This is a genomic window from Pseudomonas sp. TE3895 (assembly GCF_056278855.1).
This window is the reverse complement of sequence record NZ_JBWBQE010000001.1, coordinates 1,067,134-1,092,602: the sequence shown is the minus strand read 5'-3', so window position 1 is coordinate 1,092,602 and position 25,469 is coordinate 1,067,134. Positions and strand designations below refer to the sequence as shown.

The 25,469-nt window shown below is 61.5% G+C and carries 17 protein-coding genes (1 of these 17 running past the window's edge); 3 read left to right on the top strand and 14 right to left on the bottom strand.

Features of this window, described 5'->3' with window-relative positions; all coding sequences use genetic code 11:
- Positions 1-27: 27 nt before the first annotated feature.
- Complete coding sequence (locus ACZ889_RS04775; RefSeq protein WP_476257206.1) at positions 28-690, bottom strand: glutathione S-transferase; 663 nt, start codon at positions 688-690, stop codon at positions 28-30.
- Positions 691-838: 148 nt separating this feature from the next.
- Between ACZ889_RS04775 and ACZ889_RS04770 the strand changes: the two genes are divergently transcribed.
- Together ACZ889_RS04770 and ACZ889_RS04765 are read left to right on the top strand one after the other, a co-directional pair.
- Positions 839-1,141, top strand: a complete 303-nt coding sequence (locus tag ACZ889_RS04770) for a hypothetical protein (RefSeq protein ID WP_010951568.1) — start codon at positions 839-841, stop codon at positions 1,139-1,141.
- A gap of 69 nt (positions 1,142-1,210) precedes the next feature.
- Positions 1,211-1,456 carry a TIGR02647 family protein gene (locus tag ACZ889_RS04765; RefSeq protein ID WP_003255900.1) on the top strand — a complete coding sequence of 82 codons (246 nt, stop codon included), beginning with the start codon at positions 1,211-1,213 and terminating at the stop codon, positions 1,454-1,456.
- Positions 1,457-1,518: 62 nt separating this feature from the next.
- Here the strand turns inward: ACZ889_RS04765 and ACZ889_RS04760 are convergent, their stop codons facing one another.
- The 7 genes from ACZ889_RS04760 to ACZ889_RS04730 all read right to left on the bottom strand — a co-directional run bounded on the left by ACZ889_RS04760 (position 1,519) and on the right by ACZ889_RS04730 (position 9,607).
- A complete protein-coding gene (locus ACZ889_RS04760) occupies positions 1,519-3,462 on the bottom strand; it encodes an FTR1 family protein (protein WP_180689014.1) in 1,944 nt (647 codons plus the stop codon).
- Positions 3,463-3,572: 110 nt separating this feature from the next.
- Entirely contained in the window at positions 3,573-4,991 is a 1,419-nt protein-coding gene (locus tag ACZ889_RS04755; protein WP_476257205.1) for an efflux transporter outer membrane subunit, read from the bottom strand.
- Positions 4,988-5,863, bottom strand: a complete 876-nt coding sequence (locus ACZ889_RS04750) for an efflux RND transporter periplasmic adaptor subunit (RefSeq protein WP_476257204.1) — start codon at positions 5,861-5,863, stop codon at positions 4,988-4,990. The genes ACZ889_RS04755 and ACZ889_RS04750 overlap by 4 nt, the downstream gene beginning before the upstream one ends.
- Entirely contained in the window at positions 5,860-6,072 is a 213-nt protein-coding gene (locus ACZ889_RS04745) for a DUF1656 domain-containing protein (RefSeq protein WP_003255905.1), read from the bottom strand. Before ACZ889_RS04745 ends, ACZ889_RS04750 begins: the two co-directional genes overlap by 4 nt.
- Positions 6,069-8,156, bottom strand: a complete 2,088-nt coding sequence (locus ACZ889_RS04740) for an FUSC family protein (protein WP_180689016.1) — start codon at positions 8,154-8,156, stop codon at positions 6,069-6,071. The genes ACZ889_RS04745 and ACZ889_RS04740 overlap by 4 nt, the downstream gene beginning before the upstream one ends.
- Positions 8,153-8,605 carry a MarR family winged helix-turn-helix transcriptional regulator gene (locus tag ACZ889_RS04735; protein WP_003255908.1) on the bottom strand — a complete coding sequence of 151 codons (453 nt, stop codon included), beginning with the start codon at positions 8,603-8,605 and terminating at the stop codon, positions 8,153-8,155. Before ACZ889_RS04735 ends, ACZ889_RS04740 begins: the two co-directional genes overlap by 4 nt.
- A gap of 207 nt (positions 8,606-8,812) precedes the next feature.
- A complete protein-coding gene (locus tag ACZ889_RS04730; RefSeq protein WP_108078195.1) occupies positions 8,813-9,607 on the bottom strand; it encodes a tetratricopeptide repeat protein in 795 nt (264 codons plus the stop codon).
- A gap of 207 nt (positions 9,608-9,814) precedes the next feature.
- Between ACZ889_RS04730 and ACZ889_RS04725 the strand changes: the two genes are divergently transcribed.
- Positions 9,815-10,375 (top strand): WYL domain-containing protein, encoded by a 561-nt coding sequence (locus ACZ889_RS04725; RefSeq protein WP_003255912.1) that lies wholly within the window; start codon positions 9,815-9,817, stop codon positions 10,373-10,375.
- A 117-nt stretch (positions 10,376-10,492) separates the two neighbouring features.
- Here the strand turns inward: ACZ889_RS04725 and ACZ889_RS04720 are convergent, their stop codons facing one another.
- The 6 genes from ACZ889_RS04720 to ACZ889_RS04695 all read right to left on the bottom strand — a co-directional run.
- A complete protein-coding gene (locus ACZ889_RS04720) occupies positions 10,493-11,356 on the bottom strand; it encodes an ABC transporter permease (protein WP_476257203.1) in 864 nt (287 codons plus the stop codon).
- 14 nt (positions 11,357-11,370) lie between these two features.
- The gene (locus ACZ889_RS04715) at positions 11,371-12,234 is read right to left on the bottom strand and encodes an ABC transporter ATP-binding protein (protein ID WP_180689018.1); all 864 of its coding nucleotides are present in this window, start codon (positions 12,232-12,234) and stop codon (positions 11,371-11,373) included.
- Between the two features lie 6 nt (positions 12,235-12,240).
- Positions 12,241-13,260: an ABC transporter substrate-binding protein gene (locus ACZ889_RS04710; RefSeq protein WP_003255916.1), complete on the bottom strand. Its 1,020-nt coding sequence runs from the start codon at positions 13,258-13,260 to the stop codon at positions 12,241-12,243.
- A 17-nt stretch (positions 13,261-13,277) separates the two neighbouring features.
- The gene (locus ACZ889_RS04705; protein WP_180689020.1) at positions 13,278-14,177 is read right to left on the bottom strand and encodes a TauD/TfdA dioxygenase family protein; all 900 of its coding nucleotides are present in this window, start codon (positions 14,175-14,177) and stop codon (positions 13,278-13,280) included.
- A 198-nt stretch (positions 14,178-14,375) separates the two neighbouring features.
- A complete protein-coding gene (locus ACZ889_RS04700; RefSeq protein WP_003255921.1) occupies positions 14,376-14,717 on the bottom strand; it encodes a hypothetical protein in 342 nt (113 codons plus the stop codon).
- Positions 14,718-14,862: 145 nt separating this feature from the next.
- Positions 14,863-25,469, bottom strand: the final stretch of a protein-coding gene (locus ACZ889_RS04695) for an immunoglobulin-like domain-containing protein (protein WP_476257202.1). It continues 19,948 nt past the right edge of the window; the window shows 10,607 of its 30,555 coding nt (coding positions 19,949-30,555); the start codon falls outside the window, past its right edge; the stop codon is at positions 14,863-14,865.

Sequence of the window (25,469 nt, the reverse complement as noted above, 5' to 3'; positions counted from 1 at the left end):
TTACCCGCGAATGACCCAACACAGATCCTAGCGCTTGCCGCTGCGGATCATCTCCATGAAGGCCGGCATCGACGCTTCCTTGTCCGCCAAGATCCGCGGCATGTGCGGGTTCTCCCCCATCAGTTGCAGCAACGCCTTGGCCTGCGGGAAGTCCGCCAGGAAGTCGATGTTCAGCACCTTCTTGCCCACCGCGTTGGCCAGGTCGACCGAGAAGCAGAACATCAGGTCTGCCAGCGTCAGTTGCTCGCCCGCAACATAGGGGGCAAAGCGCCCGTTGCGCTTGAGCGTGGCAAACCCGGCCAGCAGGTCCGCACGCGCTTTCTCTTTGATCAGCGGGTCGACCGACATGCCAAAGAACGACTCGGCATAACAGGTACGCGCAGGCAGCTCGATGTACAACTCGATTTCCTTGAGCAGCTCCCGCACCTTGGCTTGGCCGAACGGGTCGGCTGGCAGCAGCGCCTTGCCGCCTTGGGTCTGCTCGATATAGTCGAGGATCACACTGGTTTCGCTGAGGAAGCCATGCTCGGTTTCAAGCACCGGCACCTTGCCCCGCGGGCTCACTTCCAGCGCCTTTGGCGCCTGGCCGCCATAGAAGGTGACTTCTTCGAAAGGCAGGCCTTTTTCGAGCAGGGCCAGCTTGACCATGTTGTAGTAGTTGCTGACCGAGAATCCATAAAGCTTGAGCATGACGAAACAGCCTCCAGGCCGTAAGGGGTTGGCGTGGCCTTTATAGACTGAACACCTGCCCCTGACCAGCGTCATGCACCCCGTCAATGCCCGGGCATTGCCGCCATAGGCATGGCACACTGTTGCATCCCATCCTAGGAGTACCGCGATGAGCGAGCCCACCGACATCGACAATGACGACGACGAAGCCTTCGCCGAGGCAACGCTGACCCAGGCCATCGAAAACCAGATCGAAAGCGGCGAGCCGCCTGCAGCAAAGGCCACTTTCAACAAGCTGACGCTGGTCGGCTATGAGCGTGAAGACATTCTGAACCTGATGGCCCATGTGCTGGCCTTCGAGATCGACAACATGCTGGTAGAGGACCGTGCGTTCAACGGCGAGTGGTATGAGAACGCTCTGCGGGCACTGCCGGAGCTGCCGCCTGAGATGGATCAAGGCGACGACGAATAACCCGGCTACACTCGAAGATCAGGCACCGTAGAAAGTGCCGCAATCCTTGTCTGGAAGTCAGGAGTCGCCATGCCTTTTACCCCCGATTTGATCGACGAAATGGAAGTACTCGCGCTGTTCAAACACGACAGCAGCCAGGAAGGCATCAAGATAACCAGCACCGCATCCCCTGCCCTGATCGCGGCTGCGCAACGCCTGCATGAGAAGGGGCTGACCGATCAGCCGGATGGCGGCTACCTGACCAGCCTGGGTCATGACGCCGTTGAAAGTGTCCAATTGCTACAGAACATTCTCAAGGCGCCACAGCCGGCCTGAGCATCAGGCTTGCGCAAGATCTGAGACCTTGCGCGGTCCCTGCAGGACCGCGCAGGCTCCAGTCAGTTGGCCGCAGTACTGCGCTTTTCCGCCAGCCACGAGCGGCCGTAAAGGAACACGATGGCCAGCAAGGCCACCGCTTGCGCCGACAGCGAGTAGGCATCGGCATGAATCCCCAGCCAGTCGAACTCAAAGAACGCCACTGGCCGTGTGCCCAGCACACCGGCCTCTTGCAGCGCCTTCACGCCATGCCCGGCGAATACTACCGACAGCGCGCACAGCAGTGCGGCGTTGATGCTGAAGAACAGCGATAGCGGCAACTTGGCCGAGCCCCGCAGAATCACCCAGGCCAGGCCCACCAGCAGCAACAATGCCGTCGCGCCACCCGCCAGCACCGCCTGATGCCCGGCAGGGCCTGCCTGCAGCCACAGGGTCTCGTAGAACAGGATCACTTCGAACAATTCGCGGTATACCGAGAAGAATGCCAGCACAGCAAAGCCGAAGCGCCCGCCACCGCTGACCAGGCTGCTCTTGATGTAGTCCTTCCAGGCGGCGGCGTGGCGGCGGTCATGCATCCACACACCCAGCCATAGCACCATCACAGCAGCGAACAGTGCTGTGCAGCCTTCCAGGAGCTCGCGCTGAGCGCCCCCCACATCGATCACATAGGCCGCCAGCGCCCAGGTGGCGAAGCCGGCAACCAGCGCCAGGCCCCAACCAGTGTTGACGCTACGCACTGCCGACTGCTGCCCGGTATTGCGCAGGAAGGCCAGGATCGCCGCCAGCACCAGAATCGCCTCGAGGCCTTCACGCAGCAGGATCAGCAAACCGGAGATATAGCTCAGCGTCCAGCTCAGGCCATCGCTGCCCAGCAGCTCGGCCGCCTGCTCGAGCTTGGTTTTGGCGTCGGCCAGACGCTGTTCGGCCTGGGCCACGGGCAAGCCGTCCTGCAAGGACTGGCGGTAGGCCATCAACGTTTTTTCGGTGTCCTTGCGCGCCTGGGTGTCGATGTTGTCCAGCGAGCTTTCCACCAGCTCGAAACCCTCCAGGTAGGCCGCCACCGACAGGTCATAAGCCTGATCGTGGTCGCCTGCGCGGTAGGCCGCCAGGCTCTTGTCCAGTGTGCTGGCCGTGTATTCGAGCAATTGCGCCGGGCCGCGCTTTACTTGCGGCGGTTGGGCACGCTGGGCACGGAATGCCTCGACGGCCGCAGTGCCTTCGTTGGCGGCGACTTCGGCCGGCGTCTGGCGAGCCAGGTCGGCGAGGTTCCAGGTCTTGTCACCCTTGCCCGCTTCCGGCTTGGCGGTGAAGCTGGCGATGTACGCGGCCACGTCCCAGCGCTGGCGGTCGTCCAGCTGGTCGGCAAACGACGGCATTTCGGTGCCGTCGATACCCAGGGCCAGCGTGTTGTAGAGGTCGAACAGGCTCAACTGGTCCAGGCGTGAGGCATCACGCAGGTTGGCGGGTGCAGGCTCCAGGCCCACGCCAGCCGGGCCATCGCCGGCGCCGGTGTCGCCGTGGCAGATCGAGCAGTTCTGTGCGTACAGCGCAGCGCCGCGGGCGGGGTCCGGGGTAATCACCGGAGCCTGGCTGACCTCGTAGGCCACCGCCAGTCGCGCACCCAGCTGCCGGGCCTGCTTGGCGACCGCGGTACCTTCCTGACGCTGGTCGATGGCCTGGCGCAGCGCCTGGACGCCCTGCTCCAAAGCCGCTTGTTCAGTATTTGCGGGCAGGCCTTTGACCAGGTCAGCCAATACCGCGCTGAACTCCTGTTGCTCGCGGTATTCGCCCTCGTCGATCACCTTGCCGTCCTGCACGGTCGGCGGGTAGTCGGCGCCAATGTAGTCCAGCAGGTGCTGTGCTTTGGCAGCCTCGGCGGGGGACTCGGCCAGCGCCAAGGTGCTGCACAGCGCCAGCAACGGGCCGAGCAATGCAGCCGGCAGCCAGGCAAGCAGGCGGGAACGGGTTTTCATGGCCAGTCTCGAAGGAAATGCGAAAGAGAACATTGTTCACTTCCACTTTGCTTCACTCAAGGGTGCTGGGCAGATTTCATGAAAAATCTTGCTACAAATCAGATGAAGTGGAGGGCATAGAGGAACAGCCCTCAAGGATCGCATCAGCGGTTGGCGGTGCCCTTCCAACCACCACCCAACGCCAGGAACACGGCAATTTGCCCCTGCGCCACTTGACTATTGGCTGCAGCCAACTGCGCACGCATATCGGTATAGGTCCGCGTGGCCTGCAAATCCGCCAGGAACGACTCACGCCCTGCCTGGTAATACCGGTGCGTCTGGTCCGCGGCTTCCTTCGCCGACTTCTCCGCCTCGGCCAGCGCATCGCGCCGATCGAGCAAGGCGCTGTACTGTGCCAGGCGGGTCTGGGTCTCGCGAATGGCGTTCAGCACCACGCCATCGAAGTGCGCCAGTGCCGCCTGGGTCGAGGCCTCGGCCATGCGAATGCGGGCACGGGTGCCGTTGGTGGGGATGCTCCAGCTGATCTGCGGGCCAAAACCCCAGCGGTTGGTCGAAGGCTCACCAAGGTTCTCCAGGATACCGATGGTGCCAACCTGGGCGCCAATGCTGATGTCCGGGTACAAGGCGCCAGTGGCCACGCCAATATAGGCGGTGGCGGCAGCCAGCTGGCGTTCGGCCTGGCGCACGTCGGGGCGGCGCTTGAGCAAGGCCGCGCCATCGCCCACTGGGACCAGCTGGTTCAGGTGCGGCAGCTCGGCGCAATCGGCGGTACCGGCAGGCAACTGGTCGACCGGCTTGGCCAGCAGCGCAGCCAGGGTGTACATGCCCGTCTCGCGTTCGGCCTTGAAGCGTGGCAGTTCGGCACGCAACGATTTGAACTGGGTCTGCGAGCGGGTGACCTGGGTTTCATCGCCACGCCCAGCATCGCGCAGGCGCTGGTTGAGTTTCACGCTTTGCTCCTGCAAATCGAGGGACTCACGGGCAATGTGGTATTCCTCGTTGGCCGAGCACACCTGGGTATAAGCCTTGACCACGTCCGCCACAAGCGTGATGCGGGCAGTGTCGGCAGCGGCCTGCACCGCGTCGGCATTTGCCTTGGCAGCCTCGGTACCACGCTTGAAGGTGCCCCACAGGTCGAACTGGTACGAGGCACTGATGATGGCCTCACCGATATTGGCTACCGGCACCTTCTCAGGCTGCAGGAAAGCTTCGCCCGACTCCTGCAACCGCTGAGCGCCGAGTTTGACGCCACCGTTGAAGCCGCCTTGCGATTCAGCCACCTCCACCTGGGCGCGAGCTTTGGCGATGTTGGCCGCCGCCACGCGCAGTTCGGTGTTGGCACTCAGCGCCTGACGCACCAGCTCGTTCAGCCGCTGATCCTGATACAGCTGCCACCAGTCCTCGGGGACCGGTGCCGATACGACGCTGTCGGCATCCTGGCGCAGCGGGCCGTTCAGGTCATTGCGTTGCACGGCCGCATCCCCAGGCACCTCATAGTCGGGGCCCACCATCATGCAGGCCCCCAGCGACAGGCACAGGCCAGCCAGGATCAGCTGTTTCATGGGCGCTGGCCCTCGATGATCGACACCGTGGCAGTGCGCCCGGCGATCATGCGGAAGTCTTGCGGCACTTCGTCAAAGGCGATGCGCACCGGAATGCGCTGGGCCAGGCGTACCCAGCTGAACGCCGGGTTGACGTTGGGCAGCAAGTTGGCGCCACTGCTGCGGTCGCGGTCTTCGATGCCAGCGGCGAAGCTCTGCACATGGCCACGCAGGCGGGTGTTGTCGCCCATCACGCGGATATCCACGGCGTCACCAATATGGATACCCCCCAGCTTGGTTTCCTCGAAGTAGCCGTCGACGTGGTAGGAGGCACTGTCGACCACCGAAAGCACCGGGCGGCCAGCAGTGACGAACTCGTGGTTACGCGGCGCGCGGTCGTTGAGGTAGCCGTCTACCGGGCTGCGCACCACCGAGCGGTCAAGGTTGAGCTGGGCAGTATCGACAGCCACTTGTGCCTCGCTGACAGCCGAACGGGCACGGGCCTCGCGGGACTGGCTTTCTTCCAGTTGCTCGGCGGCCACCAGGTTGCCCAGCTTGCGGTTGCGCTGCGCTTCGCGGGAAGCCTGGGCCAGGGTCTCCTGGCGCTCGCCAAGGGTTGCCTTGGCTTGACGCAGGGCCAAGGTGAAGCGGTCCTGGTCGATGGTGAACAGCACGTCGCCACGTTTGACGGTCTGGTTGTCGCGCACCTCGACCTTCTGGATCAGTCCCGACACATCGGGGGCGATCTGGATCACGTCGGCGCGTATGTGGCCGTCACGGGTCCAGGGGGCAAATATGTAGTAGACCACCATCTGCCACACGAGCACGGCGGCGAAGGTCACTACCAGCAAGGTCAGGACCACACGGCCCAAGGTCAGCATAGGTTTTTTCATGGCAGCATCAGGTTTCGGCAAAAGTGGTCCACCGCACCAAGCAGCACGGCATACAGAGCAACGTTGAACAACGCCCGGTGCCAGACCAGGCGGTAGAAATGCAGGCGCACCAGCACCGCGTGCACCCCAAGGAACAGCAGGTAGGTGCCAAACATCATCACCAGCAGCGTGGGCAGGAACACCCCGCTGATATCCAGTTCACCAATCACAGGGGTGCTCCGTCGAGGCCGGGGGGCAGTTGCGGTTGTTCGGCGGGTTCGAGCATCACCTCCACACCAGGCAACAGCGCCAGGCGCAGGCCGCTCAGGGCATGCAGCAGGTGGGTGCGGGCATCACCGCGCTCGTACAGCTCGTCCAGGTTCAGCGCCAGGCGAGCGCGTTCCATGTTGCGTAACAGTGCGGCCGGGGCATGCAGGCGGTCGCCAGCACGCAGGCAGGCGGCGTAGTGCGCACCGACTTCCTCGACCACAGTGTTCAGGCGCTCGCGAGCCTGCTGGCCGGCGCGCGGCATGTACGCCAGCAGGTCGAGCAGGTTCAACCCTACGCGCAGGTCGCGCAGTGCCACGCCACTGTCCTGGCCGGTTTGCGACAGGCGTGGCAGGTGCTGCATCAGGCGGTCGAGCATCTGTACGCCAACCTGGCGGTGCTCGGCCAAGGTCGCAGGCTCGGTCATTTCGACGATGTCGCGCCAGGCGAAGCGGGTCATGCGCTTGGCCGCCAGCTCCACGCCGAACGGGCGCATCACCAGGGTCCAGATAAAGGCGAACAGAAGGCCCGCGGGGCCGGCAAGGTTGGAGTTGAGGAAGGTGAAGAAGTCGGCGTCGTAGGCGCCCTGGATGCTGATGAAGGTCGACGTGTTGACGATGGTCAGCAAGGTGCCCAGGTAGAAGCGCGGCTGTACGGTCAGGGTGCCTATGCAGATGAACGGCACGGCAAAGGCCAGCACCAGCATCGGGAAGTCGTGCAGGTTGGGCAGTACCAAAAACAGGTACAGACTGGAGAAGATGACCGACATCAGCGTCCAGAAAAAGAACCGGTAGATCTGCGGTGCCGGGTCGTCCATGGCGGCGAAGAAGCTGCACGCAACTGCCGCGAGGATTACCGCACTGGCGCCGTCGTTCCAGCCCAGTCCGATCCACAGGCCGCAGGCGACCACGATCGCCAGGACCGTGGAGGCTACCGAGTACAGCATCAGGCCACGATCGAAAAACGCTGTCAGGCGGCCCAGCCGCCAGTGGCGATACACCGCACGCCAAGGCTTGGCATCATCGGTACGCAGGGCATGCTGCAGGGTGCAGCAGTCCTGCCACAGGTCGGCCCATTCGGTCAGGCGGTACAGGGCGTTGGACAACAGCAGCTCGGCGCGCTGGTCGAGGGCGGCTGTAGCGGGCTGCAAGCGGCCGATCTGCTCGTGCAACGTAGCCCAGTGCGCTACCGAAGCGCTGTCGGCAGTGCCTTTGAGCCATTCACGAGCCGCTTCAAGCACGGGTTGAAGCTGGGCGAACTGGGCCGGGGCGCGGCCTTCCAGGGCAACCAGTGCATCGTCGAGGGCGTCGATCACCGGCAGCAGATGGATCATCCGCCCGCGCAATTCGCGGGCGTTCTTCAGGGTATGCGGGCCGGCACCTTCGTGGGCGAGCTGACCGATCATCAGCTCCAGCGAGTTGAAGGTGGTGACCATCGCCCCGCGCATACCACCGACCTTGTCAGCGCTGGCATCGCGGGCCAGGTAGGTGTCGCTGTAGCGAATCGCCTCGGTGAACCAGTTTCCGGTGGCACCGACTACCACCGGCGCCAGCCGTCGTGGCCAGAAGATAGCCCCGACGACTGCCGCGCAGACAATTCCCAAACAGATTTCCTGCGCGCGAGAAGAGGCCACATCGAACACTGCCAGCGGATTATCCACCACGGCCAAGGCAATCATCGGCAGGGTATAACCGGCCAGCATCAGCACGTAGTTGTTGGCCGTGCGCAGGTTCAGCGAAAGGAACAGCAAGGTGCCGGTCCACAGGGCAACGGCGATGCTCAGAAGCAACGGTGACTGCACCAGCGGCGGCACCAGGAAGATTGCCCCGCCAGCGCCGAGCAACGTGCCGACGGCACGGTACAACGCCTTGGAGCTGGTCGGGCCGACGAAGGGGCTGGAGACGATGTACACCGTCGCCATGGCCCAGTAGGGACGCGGCAGTTGCATGAGCAGAGCAATGTACAGGGCAATCATGGACGCGCCGAAGGTGCGCACGCCGTAGAACCAGTCACGGGCCGGAGGGACAGAGCTGAAGAAACCGTTCATGCCACCCCGCCTGCGCTGCCCAGACCGGCAGCCTCGAAGGCACGAAGCACACGCAAGGCAGCTTCCAGGTCGGCCTGATCGATACCGCCGAGCACATCGCGGCGCAAGCGCACCAGTTCGGCTTCAATGGCTTCGGCCAGGGCACGGCCTTCGGCAGTCAGGCTCAGTGCCTTGGCGCGGCGATCCAGTGGGTCCTCGCTGCGGCACACCAGGCCAGCTTTGCACAGTTGGTCAAGCAGGCGTACCAGCGACGGGCTTTCCAGGCCGGCGGCCTGGGCCACAGCCACCTGGTGCACGCCGTCGCCCAGGCGCACGATCATCAGCAGCGGCGCAGCGCAGGCCTCGGAAATGCCGTAACCGGTCAAGGCGGTATGACAGATGCGCCGCCAGTGGCGGGCAGCAACTACCAGGCCACTGCTGACTTGCAGGCGCAGGAAATCAAGGGACATGAAGAGAACCAAGTATATTCATAGTTTGCTAACTATCAATATACGCCCCGACATCCCCCTGTCGTCAACAGGGGGCGACGGATAGCCGGGGTGAAATGTTGTTCATTTTTCAGCCAGTGCTGGCGCGCTTCGCGGGTAAACCCGCACACAGGGGCTGCACCGGGTTCGGGATCTACGCAATCCCTGTGCAGCACTGGAGAGAAATACTCAGGGCTGGATCTGGTCTTCCAGCTTCATGGTCAAGGCCAATGTGCTGCCCATTTGCACCGCCCGGTCCCGCCACTCCTGATACCGCACCGCATCACGGCTGCTGAAATGCACCGCCAGCTCCTCTGCCGCTTGCACCACCCCCGCCGCTGCTGCCAGCTCAAGCCAGTACAGCGCTGCCTTGAGGTTGGCCTCTACGTGCAGCCCATGCATCAACCGGTAGCCCACTTCAAAACGACAACGCGCCTCGCCCTGTTCGGCGCCACGCATGAACCACTGGTAGGCCTGCACCAGGTCAACCTGCCACTCCAGGTCACCGTCGCACACCTCCTCCTCGTACAGGTCACCCAGTGCGGCGGCGGCATGCAGCATGCCGCGGTCGAAGGCCTGCCGGTAACACTCCGCCGCCTGCACATAGGAAGGGTCGATGCCTTTGCCGAAGTAGTGCTGCTGGCCAAGGTTGAACCAGGCAGCAGCATTGCCCTGCAGGGCCGCCATGCGCAACAGGTGCCCGGCCAGCACGGTATCGGCCCGCCAGTACTTGCCGTTGAGCCAGATCCAGCCGAGGTCGTTCAATGCGGACACGCTGCCTTGCAATGCCTGGCGGCGCAGGTCGACATACACCGCCTGCAGGTCGTTGGCCTCATCCAGGCGGTTGACCAGCAGCGACCGCTGGCTGGGCAAGCCCACACCGGAGAACAGCCGCTGTCGCTTTCCTACAGGAGCCGGAGGGGCGATGACCCGCTCGGGCAGAAGGCGGGCAAGTAGCGAATGGATATTGCTGGCAACAGACATGTTCATCCTCATTGAACGACGCACAACCCCAACCTTCGGCTGTGATGAGGCGTGATTCTGCGTGATGTCACGTCAAAACCTGTCGCGAACGAACCGGCACGAGGCAACCAAATGCGACTTCCTTGATCTGAGCAGGCTGTGGCCAATTGCCATGCCCCTCGCATGCCGCCATCCTATTGCGGCAAGCCTAGACAAGGACGTTATCTTTTGCCGTTCGCCACCACTCGCGCCACCCTTAGCCGACAGTGGGCGCTGCTGCGCCAGTTGCCCAGCCGTTCCCCAGGCATAACCAGCGCCGAGCTGGTCTGGCGCCTGCGTGACGTGGGGTTCACGGTCAGCAAACGCACTGTCGAGCGTGACCTCAACGAGCTTTCGCTGATATTCCCGCTGGAGCGCAATGACAAGAGCATTCCGTTCGGTTGGCACTGGTCGGCCAGTGCCGTGGGCGAATTGCGCGGTAATTTCGACTTGCTGACACATCTGCGAGGGGATGCGTTGCAGCCATCGCAGGGTGAGGGCGTGGAGCTGGTGGCGCGAATCAGCGATGCACTGGCGCGGCAGTTGCGGGATGCGCCATTGAGCAGCGACATGCAACTGACGGCGCTGGAGCATGGGCATCGGTTACGCGGCACGGTAAGTGACGGTTGGCCATTACGCTGGTGGCTGTTGAGCCATGGGGACAGGGTGGTGGTAGAGCAGCCTGCCGGCTTGCGGGAGGAGATTGGCAGGATTCTGAGCAATGCGGCAGCTCAGTATCAGAATTTGTAGCCAGTACAGGGTCTTTCGCGGCGGTTCTGCGCCTCGCCCCTCTTTCAAGGACGAAGATCCCGCAGACGCGGATTCTAGCGTCAATCTGCCGCGAAAAGGCCGGTACTGGCTTACCGGCTAGCGCTGCATCCCCCATCGCCGAACAGTCAACCGCTCCAGCGTATTGAACACCAGCCCTTCCACCAGCAGACCGATCAGGATCACCACCGCCAACCCGGCAAAGACCTTGTCGGTATACAGTTCGTTGCGGTTCTGGAAGATGTACCAACCCAACCCGCCTTTGCCACTGCTGGCACCAAACACCAATTCAGCGGCGATCAGGGTACGCCAGGCAAACGCCCAGCCGATCTTCAACCCCGACAAGATCGACGGCAGGGCTGCTGGCACGAGGATGTGCAATACCAGCCGCAGGCCCTTCAGACCATAGTTGCGGCCCGCCATGCGAAGCGTCTCCGACACACCGAGGAAGCCGGCATAAGTATTCAGCGCCAACGCCCATAGCACCGAATGCACCAGCACGAAGATCAGGCTGTTGTCACCCAGCCCGAACCACAGCAAGGCCAGCGGCAGCAGGGCAATGGCCGGCAACGGGTTGAACATCGAGGTCAGCGTGCCCAGTAAGTCTCGGCCCAATTGGGTCGACACCGCCAGGCTGGTCAGGCCAAAGGCCAGGACGATACCCAGCACATAGCCTTTGAGCAGTATTACCAGCGAAACACCGACCTTGGCGGGCAGTTCGCCACTGACCATGCCGTCCCATAGCGCCGCAGCGGTTTGCAGAAAGCTTGGCAGCAGCAGGTCATTGTCCTGGTAGCGGGCAACGGCTTCCCATAGCACAGCGATCACCAGCAATATGACCGCCTTTCTCAACCAGCCTTGTTGCCACAGGCGTTGGGCCAAGGGGAGTTGTCGTTCTACAGGCACACTGAGCAGGGGCTCCAGCTGCACCTCGTATTCCTGGCGTACAGGTGTAGTGGTCATGGCTGAGGCTCCTGTCAGTAGGCGATACGAATATCGTTGAACCCAAGGTTGTCAGGCTGTTCCGGGATATCGGCTTCATCGAACAGCAAACGGTGGATACGCCGGGCACTGGCCTGGAAGTCGCTGCCACCCAGGCTGCCCAAGCCGTATTGATGGCTGTGCACTTCGGCGCGCACCCGCCCCGGGTGGGGCGACAACAACAGGATGCGGTTGCCGACCACCAGCGCTTCTTCGATGGAGTGGGTGACGAACAACAGGGTGAACCGCACTTCCTCCCACAGCAGCAGCAGCTCTTCCTGCATCTTGCGCCGGGTCAGCGCATCCAGGGCGGCGAACGGCTCATCCATCAACAGGATCTTGGGCTGGGTGGCCAAGGCCCGGGCAATTGCCACACGTGCCTTCATACCACCGGACAACGTGTGTGGATAAGCATCGGCAAAGGCGGCCAGACCGACCTTCTCCAGATAATGCAGCGCCCGTTCCTCAGCCTCCGCACGCTTGAGTTGGCCAGACACCAGCAGCGGAAAAATGACGTTCTGCTTCACCGTTTTCCACGGCGGCAACTGGTCAAACTCCTGGAACACCACGATGCGGTCGGGGCCTGGGCCACGAACTGTCTGGCCCTGCAGCAGAATCTGGCCTTCTTGCGGCTGGATAAAACCGGCCACGGCTTTGAGCAGGGTGGACTTGCCACAGCCGGAGGGGCCGAGCAGTACAAAACGATCAGTGCGGTCGACTTCGAAGCTGACCTGATGGGTGGCCCGCACCACGCGTTGCGCAGTACGGTATTCGAGGCTGAGGTTATCCACCTTGAGCAAAGGCGGCGTTGTAACACGGCTCAGGTTGCTGGCCGTGTGGCCTGGCAATGGGGCGGTCATGATCGGTCAGCTCCCCTGCAGCGGGCGTTCATCCTGGAAGAAGTAATCCTTCCACGATTGCGGCTTGTGCTTGATGGCGCCTACCCGATAGAGAAAATCGGCCAGCTTGTAGGTGTTCTTGGGCGTAACGGTAAATTCGTACTGCGGGTTGTCGATCAGCTTGATCAGCGCGTCGCGGTCGATCTTGGCCTTGGTTACGCGGATATAGGTGTCGGCGGCAGCGGCCTTGTCTTTCTGGGCGAAGTCTGCGGCTTCGGCCAGGGCATCGACGAAGGCCTTGTAGGTCTTGGGGTTGTCCTTGCGGAACTTCTCGGTAGCAAACAGCAAGGTCGGCGAGTTGGGGCCGAGCAGGTCGTAGCTGTTGAGCACCACGTGCACATCCTTGTTGGCCAGCACCTGGTCCTGGAACGGCGGGTTGGAGAAGTGCCCGTTCAGCTCGGTGCCGCCCGCCAACAGTGCGGCGGTGGCGTCCGGGTGCGGCACGGCCAAGGTGTATTTGTCGAGGCGGTTGTATTCCTTGTCGCCCCACTGCTGGGCAGCGGCGTACTGCAGGAAGCGCGACTGCACCGAAACACCCACCGCCGGAACGGCGATACGGTCTTTGTCGGAGATGTCGGCGATGGTCTTCACGTTGGGGTTGCTGCTGACCAGGTAGTACGGAAAGTTGCCCAGCGAAGCCACGGCCTTCACGTTCTGCCGGCCCTTGGTGCGGTCCCAGACGGTCAACAGCGGCCCGACACCGGCGCCGGCGATGTCCACCGAACCGGACAACAATGCGTCGTTGATGGCCGAGCCACCCGACAGCTGCGCCCAATCGACTTCGATGTCGATGCCCTGCTCCTTGCCGTGCTTCTCAATCAGGTGCTGGTCACGCACCACGTTCAGCAGCAGGTAGACGATGCCGAATTGTTCGGCAATACGGATCTTGCCTTCGGCCTGGGCCACGGCGGGGGCGGCTAGGCTGCCGACGACCAGGCTTGCGCCCAGGCCGATGCTTGCCGCCAGGCGGCTGATGGATTTGCGCATGATGGTTTCCTCAGTCGTCAGAACGGGGCATCGCCCTGGATGGTGGTGCGGTACAGCTTGCGCCGCAGGTGCGCGGGGCAGCCGGTGGCCAAGTGGATCAGCGAGCGGTTGTCCCAGAACACCAGGTCATGGGGCTGCCACTGGTGGCGGTAAATGTTCTGCTCCAGCACGCTAAGGGCATACAGCTGCTGCAGCACGTCGCGGCTTTCATCATCAGGCAGGCCGACAATGCGGGTGGTGAAGCCTTCACTGACGAACAGGGCCTTGCGGCCGTTTTCCGGGTGGGTGCGGACTACCGGGTGAATGACCTCCTTTACCTGCGCCAGTTGCTCGGCAGTCAGGGTCGGGCGCCAGTTGCCTTCGAATTTGGTTTCAGCGTAACGGGCGGTATAGGAGTGAGCGGCACTGCGGCCCTCGACAACTTTGCGCAGGGTGTCAGGTACAGCGTCCCAGGCTTTATGCATGTCGGCGAACAAGGTGTCACCGCCTTCACTGGGCAGTTCCTGGGCATGCAGCATGGAACCGAGGCTTGGCAGCTCTTTGTACGACAGGTCCGAGTGCCAGAATTTGCCGGCATCACCCAGGCCGATGTTCTGGCCATTTTCGATGATGTTGGAAACGATCAGGATCTCGGGGTGGCCAGTCAGCAGGAACTGCTTGAGCACATGGATCTGTAACTCACCGAAGCGGCGGCTGAAGGCGATCTGCTGTTCCGGGTTGATACGCTGGTCGCGGAACACCAGCACATGGTGGTCGAGGTGGGCGCGATGGATACGGGTGAAATCCTCGGCGCTGACCGGTTTGGCCAGGTCCAGGCCTAAGATCTCGGCGCCGACGGCACCCGAGAAGGGGCGAACTTCAAAAACTTGCGGCTGGGCGCTGTCGATGGACGACAAGGCGTTCAAGGCGGCTGACATTTTTCACTCCCACGCAATGCGCGACCTCAATGGCGCGCAACGATCAGAAACGCACGGGGATTTCCCGTGTGGGTTCAAGTCGTGCGGCGCATCGATTGGTCGACGGGTACGCAGTGAAAGTGACTATAAAGTCATAAAGTCAATATTTTAAATACCATTAAGGAATAACAATATCACTGTCGCAGGAACGTCCGGCAGTCAGATCAGCCCGCCCTGCTCTTCTTCGTCAATCAGGTTATTGAGGCTGCTGAGCGCCTTGCGCGCCGTGGAACGGTTGAGCAGCTTGGCCTGCGCGCCGGCGGGCAGGTCGGTGATCTTGAACACGCCCTTGGCGGTCAGCACGTCGATCAGGTCCTCAAGCACGCGGATCATGTCCAGGTCGCTTTGTTTGAGCTGGTTGAGGCTGTTTTCCACGACATCATCGGCAAACCATTCCTGGATATCGGCATGGTCTGAAGGGAGCATTTCGGTGAACTGATCAAACGCGGCTGCTTCCACCCGCAGCAACTGGCCGGCGGCGTTGCGTTGCACGTAGAACATGGCGATGTCCCTCGTCACGTTGGTTCCTTGTTGGTAGACAGCAGCATAGGCAAAGATCGCCGGGCGCGCAGGCCCGGCGCCAGAGTATGCGCTGTTGGCGGGTGGCAGGAAAGAGCCGGGGCCGCTGTGCGGCCCCGGTGGTCTGTCAGCTGTCCTTGTTGTGGATGATGATGGTCGGATCGGCACCGCTGATCAACGAGTTGATCGTCTGGTTGGACCAGTTGACGCCTTCCAGCTTGATGGTCACGTCGGCGTTGGCGATACCACCTTCGGCGTTGAGCTTGCCTTCGCTGCTGACTTGCAACGTGGTCGTACCCTCCACCGTGGTGAGCTTCAGGTAGTTGTCGATGGTGCTGCCCTTCTCGCCCTGCAGCAGGTCCTTCAGGTCGATACGGTCACCCTCGGCCTTGTTGAAGTCCTTGATCACGTCGTTACCGATGTCGCCAGCCTTCCATACGAAGGTGTCGGCACCGCTGCCACCGATCAGGATATCGTTGCCCTGGCCACCGATCAGGGAGTCATTGCCGGTACCGCCCAGCAGGATGTCGTTACCTTTGCCACCATCGAGCGTGTCGCTACCACCTTGGCCGAAGAGGATGTCATTGCCATTGCCGCCCGACAGGATGTCGTTGCCGTCCTTGGCACCGGAGATATCGAACTCGGTGTAGTGCTCGGTGATGTACTGGTGAACATTGCTGGTAGTGACAGCACTGACTTCAACACCGCTCTTCTGTGCAACGTACGTCTGCAGGGCCTGGTAGCCCTCGCTGACAACACCGTTGAGGGTGATCAGGTCACCGAAGATGATGTCGTTGCCGTTACCACTATCAATGGTGTCGGCACCTGGCACCGTTGCTTCGGAGTGACCGAGAATCGCCTTGGCCAAATCGGACGGGTCGATATTGGTCTGTGGCTTGCCGGCACTGTCGTAAGGTTTCAGATCGTTCAGCGTGACATCGCTGTTCAGGCCGATAGCCTGGACTTTGCTCAAGCCATTGGTGCCGCCCAATACTGCGAAACTTTCAGTAGAACCTGCGGCCGAGTAGACGTAGTTCCAGTAATCCGCGTAGCCGGTACCGTCCAGGCTGGAGAGTTCATAGGTACCATCACCTTGTGCGTGAAGGGTGCCGACCGTCTTGGTGGAGTCAAGCACCAACTCACCGCGGCGGTTCTCGGTATAGGTCAGCACTTTGACCACACCATTGCTGCTGATCTCGACCTTGTGAGTCGCATCGGCCCAGGCGCTGAACGTGTCACCCATCTTGTAATTGTTGACGTTGACTACATCATCCAGGCTCTTGCCATTCTTCCACAGGCTAGGGTTGGTGGACTCACCGCTCTGATAATAGGTTGGCTTACCGTCGGTAATGAAGTAAGTCAGGTTCTCCGCACCTTTGTTGCCGGTGGCCATGGTGCTGTTGAAGAAGTTGGACGTGGTCTTGAACGCGTCTTCATAGTTGGTACCGCCACCGTAGTAGCCGCCCACCATCGAGTTCAATACCGCCTGCAACTTGCTCAAAGCATCCGGGTCGGCAAGGTTCACTGCCACGTTCTTGTTTACCTGGGTATCGAAGTCGACCAGGAAGATGTTTACGGTACCCGAGGTGTCCGAGCCCAGGCTGGCCTTGAGCGTGTTGAACACCGAGGCCAACTGCGTCTTGGCGTCGGCAATCGACTTGTCGCTCATACTGCCCGAGCTGTCGACCATGAAGGCGATGTTGTAGTTCTTGCCCTGAACCACGTTGAGCCCGGATACGTCAGCGACGATGATGTCGTTGCCTTCACTACCGGTCATCGTGTCATTGCCCGAGGTACCCACACTGGCCTTGTAGGTCGCAGCGTACACCGTCACCGGGATATTGCCGGTGGTGATGGCCGAGCCGCCCAGGCTTTCGGTGGCAGTCGAGGTAACCGTGATGTCGAACGAGCCTTTGTAATAGGCCGGCGGGGTCAGCGTCAGGCTGCTGAGTTTCCAGCCTGTCACATCGACCGGGGCAGTACCAACCGTGACCGTGTGGCCTGCACCATCGCTCAACACGGTACCTTTCGGGATACCGCTGAGTGTCACGTTCAGGCTTTCGGAGCCGTCAGTGTCGGTCAGGGCGGTGGAAATACCGACCAGTTTCACCGAGCCACCCTCAGGCCCTTCGTTGAGCTTGTAGCCGTCGTAGTAGCTCTGACCATTCACGGTGTGCAGGTCGGACACGCCCAGGCCTGCGTTCGCCATCTCGGTAACGTTCTGGTACATCTTGACGTTCGAGCTGCTCAGGTCGGTAACGGCACCGGAGCCTACCTGGATGTTCAGGTCATAGCTGCCTGGACCGGACTGGTTGGCATGGTAGACCTCGATCGGGTAGTAGCCGCTGGTATTTGGGGTAAAGGTACCCGACACCCCGCCACCGGCTCCCCAGGTAGCCGTGACTACAGTCTTGCCACCGATGGTGACCACGAAGCTGTCGTCGGCCAAACCACTGAAGGTATAGACCTTGCCGGCTTCCAGGTAGATCAGGCCCGACGTTTTCGAACCGGTGCCAGCGGTGACGCTGCCATCGGACTGCACGTTGGTTGTGGTGCTGCTGGAGTTCGCGCTGCCGGAGTTGGCAAAGACCGTCTTCAGATCCTCGCCGGTAATGCCGTTGCCGCCAGTACCCAGGCCTTTGAGGCTGGTCCAGACTTCCTTGGTCAGCCCTTTGGACTCGATATCGGCGCTGCCGAAGCTCAGGGTCGGTTTGTCGGCAACCGGGCTGATATCGACCTTCATGGTCACTTCGCTGCCCAAGTTGGTGCCATCGTTCGGCTTGAACTTGAACTGGGCGTAGTCAGCCTTCTGGTTACCCACGCCATTACCACCGTAGTTGTCCGTACCCGACTGGTTGAGGGCCGGAACGAACTTCAGGTTCTTGGCAGTGATATCAGCCTGGCTGACCACCTGGCCAACGGCCACATTTACCCATGCAGTACCGTTGAAGAACTGCAGGTTGCCGGCGGCCGGAAGCGAGGTAATGGTCACGGATAGATCAGTGTTGCCATCGGCATCAGTGACTTTGAAATCACTCCAGGCAAACACGTAATCGGTGTCCTCCACGCCAAATACTGCGCCGCCAGGCGAAACCGGCAGGTGGTCATTGTCGAGAATGGTGGTCGTCACGCTCGATTTGCTGCTATCAACCTGCAGGTTCTCGAAGTTACCACCCGTGGCGGCTTCGATCTTCACGACGAAGTTCTCGGTACCTTCGACCAGTTTGTCATCGATGGTAGCGATGTTGAACGTCGTGCCTGTGCTGTTGGCCGGAATCTTCACGGTCGCAACACCGGTGAAGTCATCACCGTTTTTGGCGGTACCGCTGTAGCTAAGGGTGATAGTGACTTCGGACTTGGACGCGTTGCTCAGGGTCAGCGTGTACTGGCCGGTTTCACCTTCGGTCAGAGAAGACGTGCCGGTAATACCAACGGTGGTGACGTCACCCTGGTTGCCGGTGCCCGGCGTTCCCGTACCTGGTTCGTCGGTCACAGCGGTGCTGACCGGGGTTTTGTCCAGCGTCAGTTGCTCGAATTTGCCGACATCCGCACCTTCAACGGTTGCGATCGATTTGATCACAGGGTCGTTGGTGCCAACGTAGACGTTGTCCGGGGCAGTCACGGTAGCAGTACCCACGGTACCGTTGGCCGGCACGGTGATGACGGTTTTGCCGTCGCTCAGCGTGAAGGTCAATGCACTGTGGTTGTTGATCGGCAAGCCGTCTTTGTTGGTCAGCGTGATGGTGTAGGTGATCTCGCCGCCTTCGGTGACCGAAGGGGTCGCGGTCAGCTTGGCCACCACTTCGTCGGTGGTGTCGGTAACCTGAACGGTAGCCGCACCGCCCAGTTGCAGGTTCTCGAACTTAGCGCCAGTGACGTCTACCGCCGAATTGATACCCAGGCTGATCTGGCCAGCATCGTTGTAGACGTCATCGCCTTGCGCAGCGTGGGTGTACGGCGCGCTGGTTTCGCCGGCCTTGATGGTGACCTGGGCGTTGTTGTTCAGGGTCACGACCAGGTCGTGGGCCAGGGCGGTGTTGATGTGCACGGTGAAGGTCGGCTTGACGTTCTCGGCCACCGAGGTCTGGTCAGCCGTGATGGTGACCTTGACCAGGTCGCCCTCGTTGCCTGGGGTACCCGGCTCGTCGGTGACGGTAGTGCTGACCGGGGTCTTGTCGAGTGTCAGTTGTTCGAACTTGCCGACATCTGCGCCTTCAACGGTTGCGATCGATTTGATCACAGGGTCGTTGGTGCCAACGTAGACGTTGTCCGGGGCAGTCACGGTAGCAGTACCCACGGTACCGTTGGCCGGCACGGTGATGACGGTTTTGCCGTCGCTCAGCGTGAAGGTCAATGCACTGTGGTTGTTGATCGGCAAGCCGTCTTTGTTGGTCAGCGTGATGGTGTAGGTGATCTCGCCGCCTTCGGTGACCGACGGGGTCGCGGTCAACTTGGCCACCACTTCGTCGGTGGTATCGGTCACTTGGACCGAAGCAGCACCGCCCAACTCGAGGTTCTCGAACGCAGCGCCAGTGGCGTCTACTGCCGAGTTGATACCCAGGCTGATCTGGCCAGCGTCCTGATAGACGTCATCGCCCTGCGCGTCGTGGGTGTACGGTGCGCTGGTTTCGCCAGCCTTGATGGTGACCTGGGCATTGTTGCTCAGGGTCACGACCAGGTCGTGAGCCAGGGCGGTGTTGACGTGCACGGTGAACGTCGGTTTGACGTTCTCGGCCACCGAAGTCTGGTCAGCCGTAATGGTGACTTTGACCAGGTCGCCTTCGTTGCCCGGCGTACCTGGCTCGTCGGTAACCGACGTGCTGACCGGGGTTTTGTCGAGGGTCAGTTGCTCGAACTTGCCGACATCCGCACCTTCAACGGTTGCGATCGATTTGATCACAGGGTCGTTGGTACCGACGTAGACGTTGTCCGGGGCAGTGACGGTGGCAGTGCCCACGGTGCCGTTGGCCGGCACAGTGATGACGGTTTTGCCGTCGCTCAGCGTGAAGGTCAATGCACTGTGGTTGTTGATCGGCAAGCCGTCTTTGTTGGTCAGCGTGATGGTGTAAGTGATCTCACCGCCTTCGGTCACCGACGGGGTCGCGGTCAACTTGGCCACTACTTCATCGGTGGTGTCGGTCACTTGGACCGAAGCCGCACCGCCCAGCTCGAGGTTCTCGAAGGTCGCACCAGTGGCGTCCACTGCCGAGGTGATACCCAGGCTGATCTGGCCGGCGTCGTTGTAGACGTCATCGCCCTGAGCAGCGTGGGTGTACGGCGCGCTGGTTTCGCCAGCCTTGATGGTGACCTGGGCGTTGTTGCTCAGGGTCACGACCAGGTCGTGGGCCAGGGCGGTGTTGATGTGCACGGTGAAGGTCGGCTTGACGTTCTCGGCCACCGAGGTCTGGTCAGCCGTGATGGTGACCTTGACCAGGTCGCCTTCGTTGCTGCCGCCCGGGTTGCCTGGGGTACCAGGCTCGTCGGTGACGGTAGTGCTGACCGGCGTCTTGTCGAGGGTCAGTTGCTCGAACTTGCCGACATCCGCACCTTCAACGGTTGCGATCGATTTGATCACAGGGTCGTTGGTGCCAACGTAGACGTTGTCCGGGGCAGTCACGGTAGCAGTACCCACGGTACCGTTGGCCGGCACGGTGATGACGGTTTTGCCGTCGCTCAGCGTGAAGGTCAATGCACTGTGGTTGTTGATCGGCAAGCCGTCTTTGTTGGTCAGCGTGATGGTGTAGGTGATCTCGCCGCCTTCGGTGACCGAAGGGGTCGCGGTCAGCTTGGCCACCACTTCGTCGGTGGTGTCGGTAACCTGAACGGTAGCCGCACCGCCCAGTTGCAGGTTCTCGAACTTAGCGCCAGTGACGTCTACCGCCGAATTGATACCCAGGCTGATCTGGCCAGCATCGTTGTAGACGTCATCGCCTTGCGCAGCGTGGGTGTACGGCGCGCTGGTTTCGCCGGCCTTGATGGTGACCTGGGCGTTGTTGTTCAGGGTCACGACCAGGTCGTGGGCCAGGGCGGTGTTGATGTGCACGGTGAAGGTCGGCTTGACGTTCTCGGCCACCGAGGTCTGGTCAGCCGTGATGGTGACCTTGACCAGGTCGCCCTCGTTGCCTGGGGTACCCGGCTCGTCGGTGACGGTAGTGCTGACCGGGGTCTTGTCGAGTGTCAGTTGTTCGAACTTGCCGACATCTGCGCCTTCAACGGTTGCGATCGATTTGATCACAGGGTCGTTGGTGCCAACGTAGACGTTGTCCGGGGCAGTCACGGTAGCAGTACCCACGGTACCGTTGGCCGGCACGGTGATGACGGTTTTGCCGTCGCTCAGCGTGAAGGTCAATGCACTGTGGTTGTTGATCGGCAAGCCGTCTTTGTTGGTCAGCGTGATGGTGTAGGTGATCTCGCCGCCTTCGGTGACCGACGGGGTCGCGGTCAACTTGGCCACCACTTCGTCGGTGGTATCGGTCACTTGGACCGAAGCAGCACCGCCCAACTCGAGGTTCTCGAACGCAGCGCCAGTGGCGTCTACTGCCGAGTTGATACCCAGGCTGATCTGGCCAGCGTCCTGATAGACGTCATCGCCCTGCGCGTCGTGGGTGTACGGTGCGCTGGTTTCGCCAGCCTTGATGGTGACCTGGGCATTGTTGCTCAGGGTCACGACCAGGTCGTGAGCCAGGGCGGTGTTGACGTGCACGGTGAACGTCGGTTTGACGTTCTCGGCCACCGAAGTCTGGTCAGCCGTAATGGTGACTTTGACCAGGTCGCCTTCGTTGCCCGGCGTACCTGGCTCGTCGGTAACCGACGTGCTGACCGGGGTTTTGTCGAGGGTCAGTTGCTCGAACTTGCCGACATCCGCACCTTCAACGGTTGCGATCGATTTGATCACAGGGTCGTTGGTACCGACGTAGACGTTGTCCGGGGCAGTGACGGTGGCAGTGCCCACGGTGCCGTTGGCCGGCACAGTGATGACGGTTTTGCCGTCGCTCAGCGTGAAGGTCAATGCACTGTGGTTGTTGATCGGCAAGCCGTCTTTGTTGGTCAGCGTGATGGTGTAAGTGATCTCACCGCCTTCGGTCACCGACGGGGTCGCGGTCAACTTGGCCACTACTTCATCGGTGGTGTCGGTCACTTGGACCGAAGCCGCACCGCCCAGCTCGAGGTTCTCGAAGGTCGCACCAGTGGCGTCCACTGCCGAGGTGATACCCAGGCTGATCTGGCCGGCGTCGTTGTAGACGTCATCGCCCTGAGCAGCGTGGGTGTACGGCGCGCTGGTTTCGCCAGCCTTGATGGTGACCTGGGCGTTGTTGCTCAGGGTCACGACCAGGTCGTGGGCCAGGGCGGTGTTGATGTGCACGGTGAAGGTCGGCTTGACGTTCTCGGCCACCGAGGTCTGGTCAGCCGTGATGGTGACCTTGACCAGGTCGCCTTCGTTGCTGCCGCCCGGGTTGCCTGGGGTACCAGGCTCGTCGGTGACGGTAGTGCTGACCGGCGTCTTGTCGAGGGTCAGTTGCTCGAACTTGCCGACATCCGCACCTTCAACGGTTGCGATCGATTTGATCACAGGGTCGTTGGTGCCAACGTAGACGTTGTCCGGGGCAGTCACGGTAGCAGTACCCACGGTACCGTTGGCCGGCACGGTGATGACGGTTTTGCCGTCGCTCAGCGTGAAGGTCAATGCACTGTGGTTGTTGATCGGCAGGCCGTCTTTGTTGGTCAGGGTAATGGTGTAGGTGATCTCGCCGCCTTCGGTCACCGACGGGGTAGCAGTCAGCTTGGCCACCACTTCGTCGGTGGTGTCGGTCACTTGAACCGAAGCCGCACCGCCCAACTCGAGGTTCTCGAAGGTCGCACCAGTGGCGTCCACCGCCGAGGTGATGCCCAGGCTGATCTGGCCAGCGTCGTTGTAAACGTCATCACCCTGCGCAGCGTGGGTGTACGGCGCGCTGGTTTCGCCGGCCTTGATGGTGACCTGAGCGTTGTTGCTCAGGGTCACGACCAGGTCGTGAGCCAGGGCGGTGTTGATGTGCACGGTGAAGGTCGGCTTGACGTTCTCAGCTACCGAGGTCTGGTCGGCGGTGATGGTGACCTTAACCAGATCGCCTTCGTTGCCTGGGGTGCCTGGCTCGTCGGTGACCGACGTGCTGACCGGGGTCTTGTCCAGCGTCAGCTGTTCGAACTTACCGACATCCGCGCCTCCAACGGTTGCGATCGACATCACGACAGGGTCGTTGGTGCCGACGTAGACGTTGTCCGGGGCAGTGACGGTGGCAGTGCCCACGGTGCCGTTGGCCGGCACGGTGATGACGGTTTTGCCGTCGCTCAGCGTGAAGGTCAATGCACTGTGGTTGTTGATCGGCAGACCATCTTTGTTGGTCAGCGTGATGGTGTAAGTGATCTCACCGCCTTCGGTCACCGAAGGCGTCGCGGTCAGCTTGGCCACTACTTCATCGGTGGTGTCGGTCACTTGGACCGAAGCCGCACCGCCCAGCTCGAGGTTCTCGAAGGTCGCACCAGTGGCGTCCACTGCCGAGGTGATACCCAGGCTGATCTGGCCGGCGTCGTTGTAGACGTCATCGCCCTGAGCAGCGTGGGTGTACGGCGCGCTGGTTTCGCCAGCCTTGATGGTGACCTGGGCGTTGTTGCTCAGGGTCACGACCAGGTCGTGGGCCAGGGCGGTGTTGACGTGGACGGTGAAGGTCGGTTTGACGTTCTCGGCTACCGAGGTCTGGTCGGCGGTGATGGTGACCTTAACCAGATCGCCTTCGTTGCCTGGGGTACCCGGCTCGTCGGTGACGGTAGTGCTGACCGGGGTTTTGTCCAGTGTCAGTTGCTCGAACTTACCGACATCCGCGCCTCCAACGGTTGCGATCGACATCACGACAGGGTCGTTGGTGCCGACGTAGACGTTGTCCGGGGCAGTGACGGTGGCAGTGCCCACGGTGCCGTTGGCCGGCACGGTGATGACGGTTTTGCCGTCGCTCAGCGTGAAGGTCAATGCACTGTGGTTGTTGATCGGCAGACCATCTTTGTTGGTCAGCGTGATGGTGTAGGTGATCTCGCCGCCTTCGGTGACCGACGGGGTCGCAGTCAGCTTGGCCACCACTTCGTCGAGGGTGTCGGTCACTTGAACCGAAGCAGCACCGCCCAACTCGAGGTTCTCGAACGCAGCGCCGGTGGCGTCTACTGCCGAGTTGATACCCAGGCTGATCTGGCCAGCGTCCTGATAGACGTCATCGCCCTGCGCGTCGTGGGTGTACGGTGCGCTGGTTTCGCCAGCCTTGATGGTGACCTGGGCATTGTTGCTCAGGGTCACGACCAGGTCGTGGGCCAGGGCGGTGTTGATGTGTACGGTGAAGGTCGGTTTGACGTTCTCGGCCACCGAGGTCTGGTCAGCCGTGATGGTGACTTTGACCAGATCGCCTTCGTTGCCCGGCGTACCTGGCTCGTCGGTGACGGTAGTGCTGACCGGCGTCTTGTCGAGGGTCAGTTGCTCGAACTTGCCGACATCTGCGCCTTCAACGGTTGCGATCGACATCACGACAGGGTCGTTGGTGCCGACGTAGACGTTGTCCGGGGCAGTGACAGTGGCAGTGCCCACGGTGCCGTTGGCCGGCACGGTGATGACGGTTTTGCCGTCGCTCAGCGTGAAGGTCAATGCACTGTGGTTGTTGATCGGCAGACCATCTTTGTTGGTCAGCGTGATGGTGTAAGTGATCTCACCGCCTTCGGTCACCGACGGGGTCGCGGTCAACTTGGCCACCACTTCGTCGGTGGTGTCAGTCACTTGAACCGAAGCGTTGCCGCCCAGTTGCAGGTTCTCGAAGGTGCGACCGTCTACATCCACAGCAGACGTGATGCCCAAGCTGATCTGGCCAGCGTCGTTGTAGACGTCATCGCCTTGCGCAGCGTGGGTGTATGGCGCGCTAGTTTCGCCGGCCTTGATGGTGACCTGGGCATTGTTGCTCAGGGTCACGACCAGGTCGTGAGCCAGGGCGGTGTTGATGTGCACGGTGAAGGTCGGCTTGACGTTCTCGGCCACCGAAGTCTGGTCGGCCGTGATGGTGACTTTGACCAGGTCGCCTTCGTTGCCCGGCGTACCTGGCTCGTCGGTAACCGACGTGCTGACCGGGGTCTTGTCCAGTGTCAGTTGTTCGAACTTGCCGACATCTGCGCCTTCAACGGTAGCGATCGATTTGATCACAGGGTCGTTGGTGCCAACGTAGACGTTGTCCGGGGCAGTGACAGTGGCAGTACCCACGGTGCCGTTGGCCGGCACGGTGATGACGGTTTTGCCGTCGCTCAGCGTGAAGGTCAATGCACTGTGGTTGTTGATCGGCAAGCCGTCTTTGTTGGTCAGCGTGATGGTGTAAGTGATCTCGCCGCCTTCGGTGACCGAAGGGGTCGCGGTCAGCTTGGCCACGACTTCGTCGGTGGTGTCGGTGACATCCACCTTCGCGGCACCGCCCAGCTCCAGGTTTTCGAAGGTGCGACCGTCTACATCCACAGCAGACGTGATGCCCAGGCTGATCTGGCCAGCGTCGTTGTAGACGTCATCGCCTTGCGCAGCGTGGGTGTATGGCGCGCTAGTTTCGCCGGCCTTGATGGTGACCTGGGCATTGTTGCTCAGGGTCACGACCAGGTCGTGGGCCAGCGGCTGGTTGACGTGCACGGTGAACGTCGGTTTGACGTTCTCGGCCACCGAGGTCTGGTCGGCCGTGATGGTGA

Bases quoted from the DNA above. Each gene is read 5' to 3' on its own strand.
- ACZ889_RS04755 (WP_476257205.1), bottom strand. From the start codon at position 4,991: ATGAAACAGCTGATCCTGGCTGGCCTGTGCCTGTCGCTGGGGGCCTGC.
- ACZ889_RS04705 (WP_180689020.1), bottom strand. From the start codon at position 14,177: ATGTCAGCCGCCTTGAACGCCTTGTCGTCCATCGACAGCGCCCAGCCG.
- ACZ889_RS04750 (WP_476257204.1), bottom strand. From the start codon at position 5,863: ATGAAAAAACCTATGCTGACCTTGGGCCGTGTGGTCCTGACCTTGCTG.
- ACZ889_RS04735 (WP_003255908.1), bottom strand. From the start codon at position 8,605: ATGTCCCTTGATTTCCTGCGCCTGCAAGTCAGCAGTGGCCTGGTAGTT.
- ACZ889_RS04760 (WP_180689014.1), bottom strand. From the start codon at position 3,462: ATGTTCTCTTTCGCATTTCCTTCGAGACTGGCCATGAAAACCCGTTCC.
- ACZ889_RS04700 (WP_003255921.1), bottom strand. From the start codon at position 14,717: ATGTTCTACGTGCAACGCAACGCCGCCGGCCAGTTGCTGCGGGTGGAA.
- ACZ889_RS04730 (WP_108078195.1), bottom strand. From the start codon at position 9,607: ATGTCTGTTGCCAGCAATATCCATTCGCTACTTGCCCGCCTTCTGCCC.
- ACZ889_RS04775 (WP_476257206.1), bottom strand. From the start codon at position 690: ATGCTCAAGCTTTATGGATTCTCGGTCAGCAACTACTACAACATGGTC.
- ACZ889_RS04715 (WP_180689018.1), bottom strand. From the start codon at position 12,234: ATGACCGCCCCATTGCCAGGCCACACGGCCAGCAACCTGAGCCGTGTT.
- ACZ889_RS04770 (WP_010951568.1), top strand. From the start codon at position 839: ATGAGCGAGCCCACCGACATCGACAATGACGACGACGAAGCCTTCGCC.
- ACZ889_RS04765 (WP_003255900.1), top strand. From the start codon at position 1,211: ATGCCTTTTACCCCCGATTTGATCGACGAAATGGAAGTACTCGCGCTG.
- ACZ889_RS04720 (WP_476257203.1), bottom strand. From the start codon at position 11,356: ATGACCACTACACCTGTACGCCAGGAATACGAGGTGCAGCTGGAGCCC.
- ACZ889_RS04740 (WP_180689016.1), bottom strand. From the start codon at position 8,156: ATGAACGGTTTCTTCAGCTCTGTCCCTCCGGCCCGTGACTGGTTCTAC.
- ACZ889_RS04710 (WP_003255916.1), bottom strand. From the start codon at position 13,260: ATGCGCAAATCCATCAGCCGCCTGGCGGCAAGCATCGGCCTGGGCGCA.